Source organism: Nitrospira sp., from assembly GCA_035968315.1.
In the GTDB taxonomy this organism is placed as follows: Bacteria; Nitrospirota; Nitrospiria; order Nitrospirales; family Nitrospiraceae; genus Nitrospira_D.
This window is the reverse complement of sequence record JAVYIN010000005.1, coordinates 1,006,941-1,026,590: the sequence shown is the minus strand read 5'-3', so window position 1 is coordinate 1,026,590 and position 19,650 is coordinate 1,006,941. Positions and strand designations below refer to the sequence as shown.

The 19,650-nt window shown below is 60.6% G+C and carries 15 protein-coding genes; 10 read left to right on the top strand and 5 right to left on the bottom strand.

Annotation, left to right across the window (positions count from 1 at the left end; translation table 11 throughout):
• Positions 1-9 precede the first annotated feature (9 nt).
• A complete protein-coding gene (locus RI101_08560) occupies positions 10-183 on the top strand; it encodes a hypothetical protein (GenBank protein MEC4890100.1) in 174 nt (57 codons plus the stop codon).
• Between the two features lie 55 nt (positions 184-238).
• Here RI101_08560 and RI101_08555 read toward each other — a convergent pair whose 3' ends face one another.
• Positions 239-544, bottom strand: a complete 306-nt coding sequence (locus RI101_08555) for a hypothetical protein (protein MEC4890099.1) — start codon at positions 542-544, stop codon at positions 239-241.
• 254 nt (positions 545-798) lie between these two features.
• Here RI101_08555 and moaC point away from each other — a divergent pair, with 254 nt between their 5' ends.
• The 9 genes from moaC (at position 799) to recN (ending at position 11,049) form a co-directional block, all read left to right on the top strand.
• The gene (gene moaC, locus RI101_08550) at positions 799-1,287 is read left to right on the top strand and encodes a cyclic pyranopterin monophosphate synthase MoaC (GenBank protein ID MEC4890098.1); all 489 of its coding nucleotides are present in this window, start codon (positions 799-801) and stop codon (positions 1,285-1,287) included.
• A 138-nt stretch (positions 1,288-1,425) separates the two neighbouring features.
• The gene (locus RI101_08545) at positions 1,426-2,121 is read left to right on the top strand and encodes a molybdenum cofactor biosynthesis protein MoaE (GenBank protein ID MEC4890097.1); all 696 of its coding nucleotides are present in this window, start codon (positions 1,426-1,428) and stop codon (positions 2,119-2,121) included.
• Between the two features lie 65 nt (positions 2,122-2,186).
• Entirely contained in the window at positions 2,187-3,251 is a 1,065-nt protein-coding gene (gene moaA, locus RI101_08540; protein MEC4890096.1) for a GTP 3',8-cyclase MoaA, read from the top strand.
• Between the two features lie 182 nt (positions 3,252-3,433).
• Positions 3,434-4,141, top strand: coding sequence for a hypothetical protein (locus RI101_08535; protein ID MEC4890095.1), 708 nt, complete (start codon positions 3,434-3,436; stop codon positions 4,139-4,141).
• Positions 4,142-4,259: 118 nt separating this feature from the next.
• Complete coding sequence (gene accD / locus RI101_08530; protein MEC4890094.1) at positions 4,260-5,096, top strand: acetyl-CoA carboxylase, carboxyltransferase subunit beta; 837 nt, start codon at positions 4,260-4,262, stop codon at positions 5,094-5,096.
• A 27-nt stretch (positions 5,097-5,123) separates the two neighbouring features.
• Entirely contained in the window at positions 5,124-6,419 is a 1,296-nt protein-coding gene (locus tag RI101_08525; protein ID MEC4890093.1) for a folylpolyglutamate synthase/dihydrofolate synthase family protein, read from the top strand.
• 1 nt (position 6,420) lies between these two features.
• The gene (gene lptD, locus RI101_08520; GenBank protein ID MEC4890092.1) at positions 6,421-8,877 is read left to right on the top strand and encodes an LPS assembly protein LptD; all 2,457 of its coding nucleotides are present in this window, start codon (positions 6,421-6,423) and stop codon (positions 8,875-8,877) included.
• Positions 8,878-8,996: 119 nt separating this feature from the next.
• Positions 8,997-9,344, top strand: a complete 348-nt coding sequence (trxA, locus tag RI101_08515; protein ID MEC4890091.1) for a thioredoxin — start codon at positions 8,997-8,999, stop codon at positions 9,342-9,344.
• Between the two features lie 19 nt (positions 9,345-9,363).
• Complete coding sequence (gene recN, locus RI101_08510) at positions 9,364-11,049, top strand: DNA repair protein RecN (protein MEC4890090.1); 1,686 nt, start codon at positions 9,364-9,366, stop codon at positions 11,047-11,049.
• Positions 11,050-11,108: 59 nt separating this feature from the next.
• On the opposite strand, the gene RI101_08505 is transcribed toward recN, so the two are convergent.
• The 4 genes from RI101_08505 to RI101_08490 all read right to left on the bottom strand — a co-directional run bounded on the left by RI101_08505 (position 11,109) and on the right by RI101_08490 (position 19,485).
• Positions 11,109-12,251: a response regulator gene (locus tag RI101_08505; protein MEC4890089.1), complete on the bottom strand. Its 1,143-nt coding sequence runs from the start codon at positions 12,249-12,251 to the stop codon at positions 11,109-11,111.
• 202 nt (positions 12,252-12,453) lie between these two features.
• Entirely contained in the window at positions 12,454-13,884 is a 1,431-nt protein-coding gene (locus RI101_08500) for a sigma-54 dependent transcriptional regulator (protein MEC4890088.1), read from the bottom strand.
• A 7-nt stretch (positions 13,885-13,891) separates the two neighbouring features.
• Positions 13,892-15,166, bottom strand: coding sequence for an ATP-binding protein (locus tag RI101_08495; protein MEC4890087.1), 1,275 nt, complete (start codon positions 15,164-15,166; stop codon positions 13,892-13,894).
• 116 nt (positions 15,167-15,282) lie between these two features.
• Entirely contained in the window at positions 15,283-19,485 is a 4,203-nt protein-coding gene (locus RI101_08490; protein ID MEC4890086.1) for a PilZ domain-containing protein, read from the bottom strand.
• Positions 19,486-19,650: the final 165 nt, after the last annotated feature.

Here is a 19,650-nt window from a genome sequence, read left to right as displayed (position 1 = left end):
AGGTGCCGTATGGTCGAGATCATTGGGCTTATCACCATCAGTTCGTTGGTCTGGCTCCTGGCCTGGTTCATGGCGGGAGAGAGTGATGCGGAGCGGAGAAAATCATTGAAAGGGTACGAGCATCCGCTTGCGCTCATGGATCGTGAAGGCCGGAAGGAGAAGCCCTTCAAGCTCGCCGCGTGATGTGGGGGGGGGGGAGGGAAAGGCCGTAGGCCTCGTGCGGAGGTGTTGAGCAGGGTCAGGCGATGGCAACGGTGCCTTCAATGCTGAACCCTGTGTTCGAGACCGTCACCGGCGAGGCGCCGGCTTCCTTCAGCTTGTCTCCCAGGCCGGAGTCGAGGAGCGTTTGTTGAAGGCTTTCGGCTGTTTGGCTCAGGAGGAAATCGAGGCCGAGGACGGCGTAATGCAGCGGACGCCCTTGCGGCGCATCCACCCGGAAGACCTGTGCGCGGCTGGTGCCTTCCTGAAAATCGGCAATGTGATGCTTGGGAAACTGCTGCCGCAGATAGAGGCGGATCACGTCAAATTTGGCTGCATTGCTCACGGGTGTTCTTCTGCCTTTCGCGAGAGATCTGTTCCTGCCGGGCCAGCAAGGCTGTTTCCCGTGGGACCATCAGGAGAGGACAGTATACGCCCTTGAACGGTCCAAAGTCAGGGTGGGGAAATGCCGTGGCCTGGGTGGTCTTCTCTGTTTCAAGGAGGGTATCTCGTCTCCCAATTCCCTGCTTGACCTTCGTTTCTGCCGGCTTCTATAATCACCGATCGGCGCAGTCGTAACCAGCTGATTCATCGAGGAAAATGGCTGACTTCACCCATTTTAACGAGTCGGGCCGCGCGCGGATGGTCGATGTCAGCGCGAAGCATTCGACCGAGCGTGTTGCGACGGCGCAGGCGACGGTCTTCATGCTGCCGCTCACGCTGGAGAAGATTCAGCAGGGCAAGATCGCCAAGGGCGATGTGCTCGCCGTGGCGCAGGTCGCCGGGGTGATGGGGGCGAAAAAGACCCCGGACCTCATTCCCATGTGCCACCCCCTCCTCATTACCAGCGTCGATATTTCCTTCAAAGAAGAAGCCCAACCGAACCGTGACGGGCAATGTGCCGTCCATATTTTTGCGACCGCGAAGACGACCGGCCAGACCGGCGTCGAGATGGAGGCGATGACGGCGGCGACGGTCGCGGCGCTCACCATCTATGACATGTGCAAGGCCATCGACAAGGGCATGAGCTTCAGCAATGTCTGGTTGCTCTCGAAGTCTGGCGGCAAGTCTGGGACCTATACGAGGTAGGATGCTGAAACAGGCCCCCAACTTTGTTCTCGGTCACTCGGACCCCTCAACGTACTCACACGGTACGCCTCGGGGTCCTCGTTCCGCTGCGGCCTCGTTGGGATGCCTGTTTGAGCATCCTCAGGGATGGTGTTCGTGATGGTCACGATCAAGCTGTTCGGCATGACCAAGTCGCTGGCTGGGAATCAGGGCTCCCTCTCTCTGGCATTGGCGAATGGCCGGCGAGTGAAAGATTTGGTTGAGCTTCTCAATGCCCAATATCCGATGATCGGGGAGCTGATTGAGAAGAAGAAAGTGCTCGTGTCGGTCAATCATGAGATTGCCCACGAAGAAACGGACATCAAAGACGGCGACGAGATCGCCTTGCTTCCTCCTTTTGCAGGTGGTTCAGGTATGGAACAGATCGATGACAGCCAGTTCGTCCGGGTGCAGCGTGAGAATTTCTCCATCGATCAGGAGTTGGATCGGGTTAAGAGCCGGTCAAAACGGATCGGCGGGATTGCGACGTTTCTGGGCATTGCCCGGGATCGCTCCAAGGGGCGTGACGTCGATAGCATCACCTTTGAATATTACGAAGGGATGGCGCAAAAGAAGCTGCGCGAAATCCGCGAGCGGGCGCTGAAGGATTTCGACATTCTTGAATTGCTGATCATCCATCGCTACGGCGAAATCACGATCGGCGAAAATATCGTCCTCATCATCGCGGGCGCCGAGCATCGCGCGGAGGCGTTTCGCGCCTGCAAGTGGGCGATCGATGAATTGAAGCAGATCACCCCGATCTGGAAGTTGGAGCACACGACAGAAGGGGAAGTGTGGGTCGAAGAACATCCGTGATGAGCGTGAGGCGTGAAACGTAAGGCGTCAAACGTGAAGCGTCTGGAAGATCGCCGGAAACTATCATGAGCGAATCAACGGTGAGCACGGCTATTCCTGTGGTGGTTGATACGCATCATCGTCCCCTGCGGAGTTTGCGGCTGTCTGTGACGGATCGCTGCAATCTGCGCTGCCAGTACTGCATGCCGGAGGAAGAGTACGTCTGGCTGCCGCGGGAAGACGTGCTCAGTTTCGAGGAGATGCAGCAGCTGGCCGGCTACTTTGCGGACCTGGGCGTGGACAAAGTGCGGCTGACGGGCGGGGAGCCCTTGTTGCGGCGGGATCTGTCCCGGCTGGTGCGCTTGCTGCTGCAAGACCGGCGCATTACGGAAATTGCACTGACGACCAACGGGATTCTGCTTGCCGATCACATTCACGATCTGTACGAAGCCGGACTGCACCGGGTGACCGTGAGTCTGGATACGCTGCGGCCTGAGCGGTTTCGCCAGCTGACCCGCCGCGATGAGTTTGCCCGTGTCATTGAAGGGATTGAATCGGTCGGGAAAACCGGGTTCACGGGGTTGAAGCTCGATACGGTCGCGATTCGCGGATTCAACGACGATGAGTTGGTCGGGCTGATCGAATTTGCCAAGCACTATCGGGCCGAGGTGCGGTTCATCGAATATATGGATGTCGGCGGGGCCAACGATTGGTCGATGGCCAAGGTGCTCTCCAGGGCGGCGATTCTGGAGCAGCTCACGCAGCATTATGGGCCGATCGCCGCCTTGCCGGCGCGCGATGCCGCTCCGGCCCAGCGTTTTCAACTGCCGGATGGCACGACCTTCGGCATTATTCCCTCCACGACGACGCCGTTCTGTTCGACCTGCGACCGCAGCCGGGTGACGGCCGATGGCATGTGGTACTTGTGCCTGTATGCCTCACAGGGGCAAGATCTGCGTCAGCCGTTGCGCGCCGGCGCCAGTCCCGATCACATGCGTGGGCTCATTCGCGCAGGGTGGCAGGCGCGGCGGGATCGCGGTGCCGAGGAGCGCAAAGCGTTGGAGCGGACGGGGCTGCGTACCGGCAAACTCATCGGCATCGATCAACTGCGCGAAGATCCGCACCTGGAAATGCATGCCCGTGGCGGGTGAGCAGGCTGTTGCCCTCGGAGATGCGCAGAGGTGTTTCTCCGTTCGCCAAGATCATTACGATGGGCGAACGGATCGCACGAAGTGCGGTGTGTACCTCATCGCCTCTTCTCTTGCTGCGGCCTTGCTGGCCGGCCTTTCTGAACAGCCTCCGGCGATGTCTTTTCTTTTCTGTGGCGGCTCTCATGCTTGAGACAAATCTCCTGACATTTCTCGGCGTCGGCTTTGTGCTCGGGCTGCGGCACGCCCTGGACGCGGACCATCTGGCCGCGGTCTCGACGGTGCTGGCGGAACGGCCGTCGGTGCGGGCGTCCGGGCTGGTGGGTTTGTGGTGGGGGCTGGGTCATACGCTCACCCTCATGCTGGTCGGGGCGGCGGTGCTGGTGTCGGGCGTGCAGGTGCCAGAGCCCTTGGCGGTCTTGGCTGAGTGTGGTGTCGGTGTCTTGCTGGTGTTTCTGGGCGGGGCACTGGCGCTCAAGCTCTATCGGGAACGCTGGCATGTGCATAGCCATCTCCATGATGGCGAGCCGCATGTGCATTTGCACAGCCATCAGCGGCAGGACGATCATGGGCATGCGCATTGGAGCGCCCGCTCGCTCAGGCCGCTGTTGATCGGCATGGCCCATGGCATCGCGGGATCGGCGGCCTTGATGCTGGTGATTCTCTCGAATACCAGCGGGATCGGGCAGGGGCTGCTCTACATCGCCGTGTTTGGAATCGGATCCATTCTCGGCATGGTCGCGATCGGCGTGACGCTGAGTCTCCCGGTGCTGTGGTCGCTGGCGGCGGGGCGGCGGGCGTTTGTGGCCGTGCAAGGTTTGGCGAGTCTCGGGAGCGTGGGGCTCGGATTGTGGATGTTGTATACGCTGGTTCTTTCCCCCGGTCATTTGTAACAGAATCCTTGCCGGTATGCGGATAGCGCGTGCGTCATTCTGACGGCTGTGTTATTCTCCGTTGGTGTCATCCGATGTCCGTTGTGTGAGATAGAAATTTGATCTAGAGGATACGAGTATGGCCTGGTTCAAGAAGCAGAAACCGACCGGTTCCGAGGTGCCCCCCCGTTCGAAATCCTCCGAAGGGATGTGGCTCAAGTGCAACCATTGCCGGGAGATCGTCTATCGCAAAGAGGTGGACCGGAACAATAAGGTCTGCCCGAAGTGCGATTATCATTTTCCGATTTCCGTGATGGAGCGGATCGCGCTGCTCGTGGATCTCGGGACATTTAAGGAATGGGACACGGAGCTGTCGGCGCAGGACCCGCTGAATTTTCACGATACCAAGTCGTACAAGGACCGTGTGAAGGCGCAGCAGGACAAGACCGGGCGGAAGGACGCGCTCGTCATCGGCGAGGGGCTGCTGGACGGCCGCCGCGTGGTTTTTTGCGTCTTCGATTTCAGCTTTATGGGCGGGAGCATGGGCTCGGTGGTCGGAGAGAAGTTCTGCCGCGCGGTCGATCGTGCGCTGGAGAGCAAGTTGCCGGTGGTCTTGGTCACGGCGTCCGGCGGCGCGCGCATGCAGGAAGGCATTCTCTCGCTGATGCAGATGGCTAAGACCTCGACCGCGGTCGCCAAGCTGGGGGAGGCCAAGCTGCCGTTCATTTCGATTCTGGCGGATCCGACGTTCGGCGGGGTGACGGCCAGTATTGCGATGCTCGGTGATGTGATTATCGCGGAGCCCAAGGCGCTCATCGGGTTTGCCGGCCCCCGCGTCATCGAACAGACGATTAAGCAGCAGTTGCCCGATCAGTTTCAGCGGGCGGAGTTCCTGTTGGAGCACGGCATGATCGATATGATCGTCGAACGGAAGCAACTGAAGGATACGCTCAGCACGCTCGTCAACCACTTCTAGTTCGGCACGTCCTGCCTGGTTCAGCGCATGACCTATTCGGCTGCCATTGCCTACCTCTACAGTCTCCAGAAACATGGGATCAAGCTGGGGCTCGACAACATGCGGGCGCTCATGGAGCGGTTGGGGCATCCGGAGCGCAAGGTGCGGAGTCTGCACATCGGCGGGACGAACGGCAAGGGCTCGACGGCGGCCATGACGGCGGCGATGCTGCAAGCGGCAGGCTATCGTACCGGCCTCTACACCTCGCCGCATCTCGTGGATTTTCGAGAGCGCATCCGCATCAATGGGGCCATGATTCCGGAGCAGCAGGTGGCTGATTTGACTGCACGCCTGCAGGCCGTTCTGTCCCCCGATCTGGTTCCCACTTTCTTTGAGTTGACCACCGCCATGGCCTTCCTCTACTTTGCGGAGGCGGCGGTCGATGTGGCCGTGCTGGAAGTCGGACTCGGGGGGCGCTTCGATGCCACGAATGTGGTCGAGCCGATGGCCTGCGCCATCACCACGATCGCCTTGGATCATCAGGAGTATCTCGGCGGAACCGAGCGCTCGATTGGCTTTGAAAAGGCCGGCATCATCAAACCGGGTGTGCCGGTGGTGCTTGGACGGGTGGCGGGGGAGGCGTTGACGGTGATTCGAGAGATCGCGCAGGAACGCGCCGCGCCCATGATGGAATTGGACCGGGATTTTTCCGCCGTCGGGCCTGGGCCGGAGCAGTTTGCGTATCGGGGGCGAGCCCGTGCGGTGCACAACCTGGCTTGCGCGCTGGCCGGGCGGCATCAATTGGACAATGCGGCCTGTGCCCTTGCGCTGATCGAGGCGGCTGAGGGGCAGGGGATCACGGTTAGCGATGCGGCGGCGCGGCAAGGCTTGCAAGAGGTCTTGTGGGAGGGCCGATTGGAATGGGCGGAGCGTCATCCTGCTCTGCTCCTCGACGGGGCGCATAATCCCGCCGCGGCGCAGGAGCTGGCGCGGTATCTCGGCGGCTGGTTGGCCTCGCGGCCGGAGTCGCGGCTGATCCTGGTCTGGGGCATGATGCGCGACAAGGAGCACCGCGGGTTTTTTGAGCCGCTGCAGCCGCTTATCTCCGAGCTGGTCTTGACGCAGGCGGATATGGCCCGTTCTGCAACGGTGCGGGAACTGCGGGCCGCCGCCGGCGACCGTCTGCCGCGCTGTCATGACTCGCCGGTTGCCGCCGATGCCTTGGCGCTGGCCAAAGCCCAGGCTTCCAAGCACGATCTCATTTGTGTGACCGGCTCGCTCATGCTCGTGGGCGAGGTGAAGGCCCTTCTGCGTGGCTGTGGGCTCTCACCGCTCAGGGGCTAGCATGGTGGATGGTCTGTCGCGGATATCTCAGGGCATTCTTCTGCTGTTGACGGCAGTCCTGTTGCTGCTCCCTTTCCCCGCTTGGGGCAAGGGCAAGCCGGGCAGCCAAGGCGGAGCCTCGTCCGGCTCGCTCCCGCTCAATGTGAATGCTGACCGGATCGATTATCTCCAAGATCAGGATGTGTACGAGGCCGATGGATCGGTCGTCATCCAGCAGGGGACGATGCGTCTCACGGCGGACCATGTGACGATCGCGGCTCTGCCCGGCATCGTGACGGCGACGGGGCATGTGCGTCTCATCGACCCGCAGGCGGATGTCACGACCGAGCGGCTGGAGTTCAACGTCAATACGGAGGCCGGTGTGGTGACGCATGGCCGGTTGTATGTGCCGCAGACGAATTCGCTCGTTTCCGGACGGCAGATGCAGCGTTTCTCCGAGTACCACTACCGGGTCAAAGAGGGCGAGTTTACCAATTGCGATGCGCAAGATGGCGAGGTGCCGGCCTGGCGGATTCGGTTCGAGGATCTCGATCTGAATGTCGGGGACAGCATTGCCTTTAAGGGGGCCTGGCTGTGTGTGGCCGATGTTCCTGTGGTGCCCTTGCCGACGCTCACCTATCCGCTCTCCAACCGGCGGAGCGGGTTTTTGGTGCCGTTCGTGGGCTATGACAACCGGTTTGGGATGCACGCGCAGACCAGTTATTACTGGGCGATCAATCCCAGCCAAGATCTCACGATCTCGCCGTCGTACTACAGCAAATTAGGGTATGGCAGCGATTTGGACTACCGATACGTGCTGGACCGAAAATCACGCGGCCAGTGGTATCTCAGCTATCTTCAGCAAACGCAATTGCCGAATGTGACGGGGGTGGATCAGTCCAGCTCGGATGTCAAACGGGCGCGGGCGCTGATTGCCGGGACGCATACCCAGCAGTTTACCGACACGCTCCTGCTTCGTGCGAATGCGAGCTTTGTCACGGATCCCAACTATCTCCAGCAATTAAGCAATTCGGGTACGCAACGCGCGCTGCCCAGCAATGAGTCCAATCTCTTGCTGAACCAGCAGCTGGCCTATGGCAATCTCTATTTCCTCGGGCAATATCTGCAGCCGTTGCAGGCCGGCGGAACGGATACGTTCCAGCGGCTGCCCGAAGTGGGCTATACGCTGCCGAATACGCCTCTTTTTGCATCGCCGTTGCTGTTCGGCATGGAAGGGGACGCGGTCAATTTTTATCGCGAGCAGGGGTTCACGCTGAATCGCATGAATATCGTGCCGGGGATTTCCACGGATGTCATCGATTTGGGCCACATGGTCGGCATTACCCCGCAAGCGAAGTTCCGCGAGGTGTATTACACGCGCGGGGTGCAGTCGAGTACGGCGATCAACCGTGAAACCTTTTGGGCCGGGGTCGATGCCACCTCCAAGCTGTCCCGCCGGTTCGGATTAGACGGGGGCGGCACCTTGCTGCACACCATCGAACCGACGGTGATGTATGAGTATGTACCGGGGACCGATCAGAGCCAGATTGCGCAGATCGATCAGGTGGATGATTTGCCCAAGAAGAATCTCCTGACCTATGCCTTGCGCAGCCGTGTGCTGGAGAATGACGGCAAGACGATCTTCAATTGGCTGGATCTCACGCTGGCTCAGAGCTACCATGCCGGCGCTGTTCAGACCAGGGCCCGCGATTTCGGCCCCGGGGTCACTCCGGTGCTGGGCTCGATCACACAGCCCTTGCAGCCGGCGACAGTGGCCATCGACGGGCGAAAATTCTCCGATGTCTGGATGCGGGCGGTCATCGGCAATACGGCGCCTCAGGTCACGCAGGCGCAGATGAGTACACCGGCTTTTGGCCGCGGGGCCGGCAGTGCCGGGTCTCAGCGCCCGGCCATCAATCAATATCTGACGTTGGATGCTTTCTTCGATCCCTACCGCGGCGAATTGAGTCAGTGGAATACGGACCTGCGGGTTCAAGAAGAGAGCAATTGGTATCTCGAAGTGGGACAGCGGTATTCCCGCGAGGGCAATCGTGTGCGGCGGGGTGATCTGTGGAATCCGATTTCGTTCAATGAGGTCTATGCGCCTACGCCGGAAATCCAATTTGTGACCGCCGGCGGCGGATTCCGGACGCCCTGGGGCTGGACGGTCGGGGCGAAGGGCTACTATGACGTGAAGAACGGGAAGAGTCCCGAATATGATGTGGTGGCGCTGTATCAGAATCCGTGCAAATGCTGGTCGTTGGGCCTCTTCTATCTCCAGTTCCCGGATCGGGCGCAATACAACTTCATGCTGAACTTGACCGGCATTGGATGGACGGAAAATCTTGGCACGCAGGTGATGCGGTCGATTCTGAGTCCGTTGTTGTGGGGGGAGCGGGGATTGCCGTGGGCCTCGCCAACTGGGCCTTACGGGCGATCGCAAGCGGGTGCATCTACCGGTGGGATCGGGGGCATGTAGGATTCTCCTGCATAATAAACCCAGGGAGGCTCTTATTTGACACCCTAAATGAGGGTGGGGTACGATACTTCTCTCATGGGCGAGTCGGTTTTGTGGTTTTTCTGAAGGAGGTTCCTGACGTGGCTGGTGATGCGTTGAAGGTGGAAGATTCTTCTTGGGATACAGAAGTGATGAAGGCGTCCGAGTTGGTCATGGTCGATTTCTGGGCCGTCTGGTGCGGCCCGTGCCAAATGGTGGCCCCGATCATCGATGAGCTCGCCAAAGAATATGCCGGGAAGGTGAAGGTCCGGAAGCTGAATACGGACGAAAATCCTGAAGTGGCCGGCCGGTACCAGGTCATGAGCATTCCCACGATTCTCTTTTTCAAGAACGGGCAGCTGGTTGAAAAGTTGGTCGGGGCCAGGCCGAAGCGGCAGTTTAAGGAAATGATCGATTCCCTGCTGGCCCAGCACGCCGGGACTGCCTAGGGTCTCCAATTCCGCAGCCATGCTCACTGAGCTGCGCATTCTCAACTTTGCCATTCTCGAAGAACTCAGCCTCCAGTTCGAGGCTGGGTTCACGATCCTGACCGGCGAGACCGGCGCGGGCAAGTCGTTGCTGATCGATGCGATCGCACTGCTTGTCGGCGGCCGTGCCTCCGCCGAACACATTCGCCACGGACAAGACGAAGCCTCTCTTGAAGCGGCGTTTCAGATTCACGACCGCCATCCCCTTCTGAGCCGCCTCCGCGGCCAGGGCGTTCTCGGAGCCGCCGATTCCCAGCTCATTGTCCGGCGAGTCATTTCCCGATCGGGACGGAACCGGGTCTATCTGAACGGGTCGATGTGTTCCTTGCATGCGCTGGAAGAGCTCGGAGGGACGCTGGTCGACATCCATGGGCAGCACGATCAGCAGTCGCTGCTCTCTCCCTCGACGCAGCTGGAGGTTGTCGATGCGTTTGGCGGTCTCCAGGAGCTTCGAGGCCGGTATCGCCAGGCCTACGATGCGTGGAAATCGCTCTGTGAGGAACGGGATGGCGTGTCGGCCCTGATGCAGGAGCGCGCCGGCCGCGAGGAGTTTCTCCGGTTTCAACATGCGGAGCTGGAAGAGGCGGCGTTGCAGGCGGGGGAAGATGAGGCGCTTCAGCAGGAACGCCGCCGGTTGGGCGCGTCACAGCGCATCGGCGCGCTCACGGCCGAGGTGCTCGATCGGCTGCATGCCGATGGCCAGGGGGTCCTGGTGAATCTGGGGCTGATGGAGCGGGCGCTGGGCGAATTGACGGAGATCGATGCGGAGATGGGCGATGCCAGCCGATTGGCCATTGAAGCCCGAGTGATTCTGAAAGAGGTGGCCGGGCAGGTGCGCGATTACGCCGAGCGGCTCGATGCGGATCCTGCGCGCCTGGCGGCCATCGAAGATCGCCTCAGCCTCATTCAAAAGCTCAAAAAGAAATATGGCGGAACGATCGAGGCGGCGTTGGAGCTGCACCAGCGGATCAAGCGCGAGCTGGAGGGGCTGGAAGGTTCGGACGCGCGATTGGAGCAGCTTGGCCGGCGAATCGAGCAGCAGAACGCCGAACTGCGCATGCTGGCGGAACAGTTGTCGCAGAAGCGGACCGACGTAGCCAAGCGAATGACCAAGGTCGTCCGTCATGAGCTGGGAGAATTGCGGATGGGGCAGACGGTCTTCGAGGTTCAGGTGCATTCGGAGGACGGCCAAGGGAGCCTCGGGCCCGATGGCATCGATCAGGTGGAGTTTCTGTTGTCTGCGAATGCCGGGGAGCCGCCCAAGGCGTTATCGAAAGTGGCCTCGGGGGGAGAGCTGTCGCGCGTGATGCTGGCCCTCAAGACCGTATTGGCTGAGCGCGATCATGTGCCCGTCTTGATCTTTGATGAAATCGACACGGGGGTGGGCGGGGCTGTGGCCGCGGCCATCGGGAAACGATTGCGGGGATTGGGCCGGTATCACCAGGTGTTTTGTATCACGCATTTGCCGCAGGTGGCGTCGGCGGCCCATCACCATCTCTGCGTCGAGAAGGCGCCGCGCGCAGGGCGGACGGTGACGACGGTGAGGGCGCTAGAGGGAAGTGACCGGGAGCATGAAATCGCCCGCATGTTGGGGGGCGCCACGATTACGAAGAAAGTTCGCGAGACGGCGGCTGAACTGATCGCCGGCGCGCGTGACGAAGCCTGACGCCATGGCGAACGGAGGGCGGGCAGGGGGCCGAAAAGGGCTGAGTTTCCTGTTTTCTGCTAATGGGTGTTGCTGGGGGTGGTAGCCATGGCAGGGAGGGCAGTCTTGCATTCGCTGACCACGCGGGCGAAGAGTTCGGCCAGTTGCGGGTCGAAGTGGGTGTTGGCGTGGAGTGTGATCTGCCGGATGGCCTGATCGACTGAAAGCGGACTGCGCGCGGGGCCTTCCGCCGTCAAGTGGTCGAACATCTGGGCGATGCTGACGATTCTGGCCAAGCGTGGAATGCCTTCCCCTTGAAGCCCATGCGGGTATCCTGTTCCGTCCCAATGCTCATGATGGTAGGAAATGATTTGGCCCACCTCTGCGGGAAAACCCAAGGGAAGAATCATCCGCGCGCCGATTTCCGCATGGTCTTTGGAGTAGGGATTCTCGATAGCGGGCAGGCCGCCATTGTTGGCCGCAGGGGCCGGTGCGGGGCCTATTTCGCCGATGTCGTGGAGAAACGCGCCCAGCGCGAGAGATCGTTGTTCGGCCCCTGTCAGGTTCAAGCGATTCGCCAGCAGGGTGGCGTAGAAGCTGACGCGGCTTGAGTGGTTCAGCAGTTGGCGGTCCTTGGCTTCCAGGAGATCGGACAAGAGGGGAAGCAAATCCTGGGGAGCCGTGCCTCCGTGCGCCGATTCCTGCTCTTTATTCCCGATCGCGAAGTACGCAGTCTTGAGAAATCCCCAAGCTCTGGCGCAATCCTGCTCGGATCCCCACAAGGGTGATGAGGGGTCATGAAGGATAGTTCGGATGAGGTCCAGGCGCTGTTTCTTTTCGATCGTCTGGCTGATGAGAGAAATCAGTTCGGTGACGTTAAACGGTTTCAGCAGGTATCCCGCAGCCCCGTATCGCAGGCCGTCCATCGCCGACTTCAAGCTTCCATAGCCGGTGATGATGATGATTTCGATTTCGGCGTGCGTCTGTTTGATTTCCTGGAGGAGATCGATGCCGTGGCGATCAGGCAGTTTTTGGTCGAGGGTGATCAGATCGATTGGTTCTTCTTTGAGAATCGTGAGCGCCGTGTGAGCATTCTCGGCTAGGCGGATATTGAAGAAGGGGCGGAGAATGACTTTGAGCGCATCGCGAGGGCCGGCTTCGTCGTCGACAACGAGGACGGTGGGCTTCGTGTGGGTTGAATTGTAGGATGCCGATAAACTCATCAGAGGCTATCTTCCCCAGATCATTGAATTTATAAGCAAATCCCGTTCCTTTCTACGTACGTATTGTCTTGGTGACAACGGGAAGTAGTGAGGCTACGTAATGTGTCCATATGTAGTTGTCTTGGTCGTCGTATGTGTCACTGTTCAGGCAATGGTGTCAAAAATGTGTCTCGAAAATCGCTCAATTGAAAGAATCAGTGTGTTATTCCTGCACGGCTGCCCCTGATTCTTGAGGCTCCGCCTGATCCGCCCGGCCAATTCCAAGCGTGTCCATGCGGTATTTCAACATGCGCCGGCTGATACCCAGCAGGTTGGCGGCATGGGTTTGCACGTAATTTGTGCGTTTGAGCGCGTCGAGAATAATTTCCCGTTCAAATTCCATGACCGCTTTTTCGAGGGACATGCGTCCTGCCAGGGTGTCGTCGCGCAACGAGGAGGACCGTGAATCGCTCTTGAGGATCGTCGGCAGGTGCTCAGGCGTAATCTGGGGCGAGTTCTGCGACCAGATGAAGGCCTGCTCCACGATATTTTCCATTTCTCGCACATTGCCCGGCCAGGGGTAGCGGGTCAATAATTCCAGGGCGTCCTTGCCGAACTCGATGGGCTGGCGCTTTTCTTCCTCCATCCGCTTGGCGAGGAAGTGTTTGGCCAGCAACGGAATATCTTCTCCCCGCTCGCGCAATGGCGGGAGATAGAGCGAGATGACATTGATGCGGTAATACAGGTCTTCACGGAATTGGCCTTTGCGGACCATGTCTTCGAGGTTTCTGTTTGTCGCGGCTACGATTCTGACGTCAACCTTGATCGGCTGCACCCCGCCGATTCTGGTGAATTCCCGTTCCTGCAGCACTCTGAGGAGTTTTGCCTGCGTCATGGCGCTGAGATCGCCGATTTCGTCAAGGAACAGCGTTCCGGTATTCGCGAGCTCGAATTGTCCGACCCGCCTGGCCGTCGCATCGGTAAAGGATCCCTTTTCATGGCCGAACAACTCGCTCTCAATCAATGTTTCCGGGAGCGCGGCGCAATTCAGCGCAATGAACGGGCGGTCTCGCCGCCCGCTATTGTAATGGAGGGCCTTGGCGACCAGCTCTTTTCCGGTGCCGCTTTCTCCGGTGATGAGGACTGTGGTGCGGCTGTCGGCGACTTGCTCGATTTTGGCGTAGATTTCCTGCATCCCCGGGCTTTTCCCGATCAGGTTGTGAAACGCATAGCGTTGCACCACCTGGGCCCGCAGGTGTTTGACTTCGCGTTCGAGTTCCTGGGAATTGATGGCGCGGTCTAGGACGATGCGGAGTTCCTCCACATCGAAGGGCTTCGAGAGATAGTCGGCGGCTCCCAGTTTCATGGCATCGACGGCGGTTTTGACCGATTTGGTCCCGGTCAGCATGATCACCGGGGTCATGCGGTTCTCGGTCCGCAGCGTTTGCAGGACGGCCAGTCCATCAGTGCCGGGAAGGATCACATCGAGCAACACGAGATCGGGGCCTTCCTTGCGAAAGGCGTCGATTCCCTCCTGTGCGTCCGCCGCCTGAAAGATTTCATAATTGGGCTCCAGCACCATCTTCAGGGAGGTGCGGACGCGTGCTTCGTCGTCGATCAAGAGGACGCGTTTTTTTATCGTTGAATGTTCCACAGGGCTCCTACTCTGCCGGGATCGCGGGCAAATTCACGAAAAACGTGGTGCCGACGCCCTCGGTGCTTTCCACCTGAATGTGGCCGTCATGTTCCTGCACGATCTGATGCACGATCGTCAGCCCCAGGCCCGTGCCGGCATGTTCTCCACTCGTGTGTTTCGTGGTGAAGAACGGGTCAAAGATGTGAGCCAGATGGTCCGGTGAAATCCCCACGCCGGTATCTCGAATTTCAATCTGTGCCCACATCTGATTCCCCGGTTTTGTCAGCCGGTGCGTGCGAACCGTCAGCTGGCCGTCCTGGGTGCCCATGGCATCGATCGCGTTCAGCAAGAGGTTCAGCAGCACCTGTTGCACCTGTTGACGATCCAGCATGACATGAGGCAGGTCAGGTGCCAACTCTTTTTCAATCTTGATCCGCTTGCTGGCGGCTTTCACTTCGACGAAATACAGACAGGACGAGATGACCTCGTTCAGGTCTTCGTCCGTCAACGTCGGTTCCATGTATCGGGCGTAATCCAGAATTTCTTGAATCAGGCGTTCGATCCGATACACGTCTTCCAGGACGATACGGCTGAAATCTCTAATGAATTCTGAATCTTCCCTGCGCTCCGGGGCCAGTTGGATAAAGGTTTTGATCGAAGTCAGCGGGTTCCTGATTTCGTGGGCAAAGCCACCGGCAATAATTTCAAGGGATCGGAGCCGGTCGGTCCGCCGCATCAGGGTGTGCGATTGGCGGAGGTCGTCATGGACCAGTATGGAGTCGAGGGCGTTGGCGGCTATTTGCGCCAGGGCGGTGAGCAGGTCCCTTGCCCCGGGAGAAAGCGGCCGGGAAGGCAGGGATGGGTCGAGGAGTGCCAACGCCAGCAGCCGCCCTTTGTTCAACAGGGGGATGGCGACCGTCATCTGGGGCGCGTCCCAGGCTGTGGCGGCTGTATCTTCATCGGCCGGGATCAGGGAGGATGGATCAGTCAGCGCCAAGACCGTCGCCCGGTGCGACAAGCCGGTCACGAGAGGATGGGTCGATGGCAAACTCGCGACGCTGGCCGAAGGGCCTTCTGCGCCGAATGCCGCCAGGCGGCTATATCGCTGCCGCTCATGGTTCAACAAATAGAGGCTGCCGTGTGGACGGGCGGTGACCTCGCAGAGTTCTGTCAAAATGCGCCGGGCGATGAGGGTGCGGTCAGTGTGCGCGCCCAAGTCCTGTGCAAAACGGGCCAGCCGTTGCAGGGCGGTGAGGGGCGGTTGAGGTATGTGGGAAGACTGGGGCGAGCCGTCTGTCATGTGAATCTCGATGCGGTTGCGCTTCTCCGGCCGCAGAGATTGCGGCCGATCCATTGGGAACGCAGTGAGCAAACATAGGTGGTTCTATGGGGTGAGTATACACGCGGAAGAGGGGGTCAGCCAGATGATTTCCCTTTGCGGGCAGTGGCCAGCAGCAATTGGCCGTTGAGGATCGGTGCGATATGCACCGGCTGGGCTCCGGCATGGCGGAGGAGCGCGGCCAATTGTTCGCGCTCGAAGGTGTGGAGGAGTCCGTGGCGCAGGGCTTCGTGCAGGCGTCCAAGATAGTGGAGCAGGATGAGATCGGAAGGATCGGTTTCCGGCTGACCGGCGGTGACGATGTGTTCACGATAGAGCCTGGTGAGGTCGGAGTGCGGTTGGAAGCACATGAGGATCAGCAGGCCGTTCGGGCGCAAGGCGGCGATGGCTTGCTGTAAGGATGCTTGCGGGGATGCGACGAATGAGAGCGACAGATTATAGACGAGCCGGTCGACTGACTGGTCGGTGAAGGGAATTCCGCTTTGCCAATCGGCAAGAATCCAGCCGGCGGTCATGGCGGCCTCTGCTGCGGAAAGCGGAGAAGCCGTGCGGTGCAGATCCTGCCGGAAGGCGGCAAAGGAACGTTCGGCGGACGACACGGCACTGGTGAAACGCTCGATGCCGATATAGCGCAGAGGAGTGTGGGGATGGCCCGGCCTGTGCGCCAGCCGGTACATATGATTGATCCAGGTGATACGGGCCAGGTCGCTGGATCCGCATCCGACTTCGAGAATCGTTGTGCCGGGTGGCAGGGGAAGGCATTGTTGATAGAGTTCCTGCAACAGCCAGGAATAGGGGTGAAGCTGGTTGAGCTGAGGCACCTGTGCCATGTGGGCAATCCAAAGGGCCTCCCGCGTCGCGTGCGACACATGCGCGTGAATGCGGAGGCGCTCTTCTTCCAGGCGGCGCTGGCGTTCAATGTGGCGTTTCGTTGGCGGAAGAATTTCCACGCGCGTCTCCCGCGGGAAGAGCGCCAGGGCAATTTGCTGAAGGATTGTGGCGTGGGCGGCCTGATGCCGGTCATCTAACGCCAGGGAGGGGATGGCGAGCGGCGCGGGAAGCGGCACGACGGTGGGTGGCGTGCCGAATGCGCGGAGCGAGGGGGCGAGGGGGGGGAACCGGTGCGCCGGTGTCCGGTCTGTCTCGGGTGTGGTCAGCATTACGACCGGGGTGCTGAGCGCGGCGATATCGGCGATCGCCGTGGACAGCGTGTCGTACTGTCCCGCGATGAGGTCGCCGAGCAGTTGATCGACATGAAGGTTGAGGCCCCAGACGTTGGCGGTCCCTTTCCGGAGCCCTTGCTGGTAGTCCGTGACCAGGTCGCGGTGGTGTTCCGCCGACAGGGCCGCCTGGACATCGAGGACCGGATCGACGAGCAGCAGCAGTTTCGCACCTGGGACTTGCGCGCAGGCTTTCAGCGCGACCCGCGCGGCCAGATCTTCGGCCAGGAGGGCAATGGGCGCGGTGGGCCAGGTGGCTTGGGCAAACTCAAGGACGGCCTGAAGGTCGGCTTGCATGCTGCGCAGCGTGAGCTGGAGAAGATGGCCGTCGCTCTGTCCCACGTGATTGCTGTGGTCATACCGCAGCACGCGCAGGCGATTGAGGGCGAGAAACTCGGCGAGACCGACATAGTCTGTCTGGGTGCATCCGAACCCCGGCGAGAGAATGACGATCGGGGTGGTGGGAGAAAGTTGCCGCCGGGCATGATCGTCCCTGATGGCGATGAGCTGGCCGCGCAGGTTGCGGCATTCCCGCGGGGTGCTGACGACGGGAGACGGTTCCGTAATGCCATCCAGATCCATCGGTGAGTGGAGATGCTGCGCCACGACGCGATTGATCTCACGCTCTGTAAAGGGCATCAGGTGGACGAAGCAGACGCCGACCCGCGATCCCGGCTCTGCCTGGCCCGGCCGGTTCGCCGATGGCGGGGTGGTGGCTGCCGTGATCCAGACAATGCGGGCGGGAAGCACGGCTTCGGGGGCGGCCGGTTCATGCGTGCGTGGTTGTCCCAGGATTCCGGTTTGCGGGAAATGCAGCAGGATCGTCTCTCCGATCCGGCCTGGAGCCTGTTTCATCTGCAGGCAGGCTCCTCCGCGGCTGAAGTTCACTGCGGATCCGAACCCTCTGGCCTTGGACGCTCCGTCCAATTCAGCCTCAATGTGCACGGGCAGTGCGACACGAACGCGGAGCGCTTCACGGTGATTGCTCTCGTAATAAGGGGGACCAGCTGAGGGCGGAGATTGTTCGTCGACATCTTCCGGAATCACGACCAACGCTTCAAAGGTAAAGGGGAGGGCGCGTTCATGGGCTGCTTCGACAAAGGAGACCAAGATTTTACGTTCGGTCTCGCTGGCAGGGGAAAAGTGAAAGGCGAGCAACGAGTGGCCCAGCCGGACGGGCATCTGGCTTGAGGCGGCTCCCCGAGTGCGGACCGTGGCGTGAAGCTCTAGGATGCCCACGTCGGTCTTGAAGATCAGATAGGCTGGTTGATGGTCCAGATGCGGGAATAGGCCGTCGATTTCCACGGCGGCTCCTGTTGCACTGAGCGTCGAGACCGTGCCCCCACGGGTCGTATTGCCGACGGTGACCTCCGCAGGAAGATGGACGGCCGCTCGCACGGCTGTCCGGCGATCGGGGAGCGCAGGGATCGCGGGCGTGAACGGCTGTGGCTGCGGGACTGGCAGTGGAACAATCAAAGGAGCCGGTGATGTCGGCGGCGTGGATGGCGCAGGAGCGGCGGTGGCTATCGGCGCCGGTTCCGGCGCGATCTGCAGGGCGAGCGGCAACCGGAGACGAATGGACAGCGCGCCTTCCGCGGGGGCCAGAAAATCAAGACGGGCTTCCAGGGGCCGGAGGAGGTCGTAGACGCGCACGAGATCGGGGGAAATAGCCAAGCTGTCGATATTGAGGGCCGCTTGGCGAGATGTTTCCTGTATCAGAATTTCCACGGAGGTTGTCGCCGGATCGACGGATGGCAAAGGGGCCGGTTCGATGCGGGCTCCGGTGCGATCGAGGGCGGCGGTGCTGAGGTGCAGGCCATGGATGGTCCCAGCGGATGCCATGTGGCGCAGGGCCTGGGCGAGCAGGAGTTGGACGGCGTGCACACAAGTCTCGCGCGGGCCTGAAAACGGGGGCAAGTTCGGGGCGTATTGCCGCTCGATGAGGCCGGTGTCGAGCAGGGGGGGCGTGAAGGTGGCAAGTGCGTCGTCGAGGACCGTATTCACGGTGGCTCTGCGCCATGCGGCCTGTTGCACCGTCTGGGCGATGGCTTCTCCCTGTTGCGCGGCTTCAGTGGCATGGAGCGCCAGGGTTTCGATCCGGGTATCGAGTTGCGCGTCGCGGATCGTCTGTAAGAGCTGTTGCGATTGCGTCAGAATCGCGGTGAGCGGGGTCTGGATGTCATGGGAGAGGCCGGTCAAATGATTGGCCATGTCCAGCAGCTGCCCGGTTTCACGGAGTGCGGCTTCAAGCGACTGAATCTTTTTGGCTTGCGTGGCCTGCCCGGAGACATTGCGCAGGAGGCCCAGAGATCCGACGAAGCGCCGCTGGGCGTCGTAGAGGCCGGTGGCGCTGATTTCCGTCAGGACTCGCGCGCCCGGTGGCACGCCCGGCTGCGGCTTGGGCAGCAATTCGAGCAGCACCCGGCGGGCTGCCCGCGCTCCGGAACGGCGGTCGTTGATGCGATATTGGGCGCGGTCGAGTTGATCGGGCGGGATCAGTGTGGTGCAGAGTGTGCCGGTCAGCTCCTCCGGTCGATGGCCTAAGAGCTCGGTAACCGACGGGCTGAGGTAGACGAATCGTCCTTCCGCATCCAATTCGTAGACGACATCGGTGAGCGTCTCCATGAGCCGGTTATGCCGTTCTTGTATCCGTTCCAAGGCGGTCCGCAGGGCGCGTTTTTCGACGGCATCTTTCGTGTACAGCACGAGTTCCGTGAGAAAGGCGGGAGAGTGCGTGTGCAGCAGAAAGTCGGCGCCGGATTGGAGGGCATTCACGGCTGCGGTTGAATCGCTTGTTCCTGTTTGGAGGACGAAGGCTGTGGAGGGGAGCCGGTGTTTCAATTCCGCGACGAGCGTGGGATGGCCGTGCAGGCCCAGGCGTTCGTCGATCAGCATCAGGTGCCAGTCGGCGCGGCCGGCCCATTGCCGGGCTTCGTCGGCGGAATAGACCGAATCGACACGGCAATCGGGGAAAAACCCGCGCAGGCTCATCGTGACGAGTTTGATGTCGTCCGCCTGCTCACTGACGATCAGGATGGTGACGGGCTCGCTTTTCGGCATGTACCAATTCCGTGTTTCTGGGCAAGCCGAGTCAGCCGAGTCCCAGAGACATGCTGTGTGCTCCGACTCCATTATGCACGGGTGCCGTCGCTGCGTGTTCGCATGCGCATGATCGGCGGCGCACCCTGGTTCCGTGCCGGCTCCGCGTCTTGAATACCATATCGC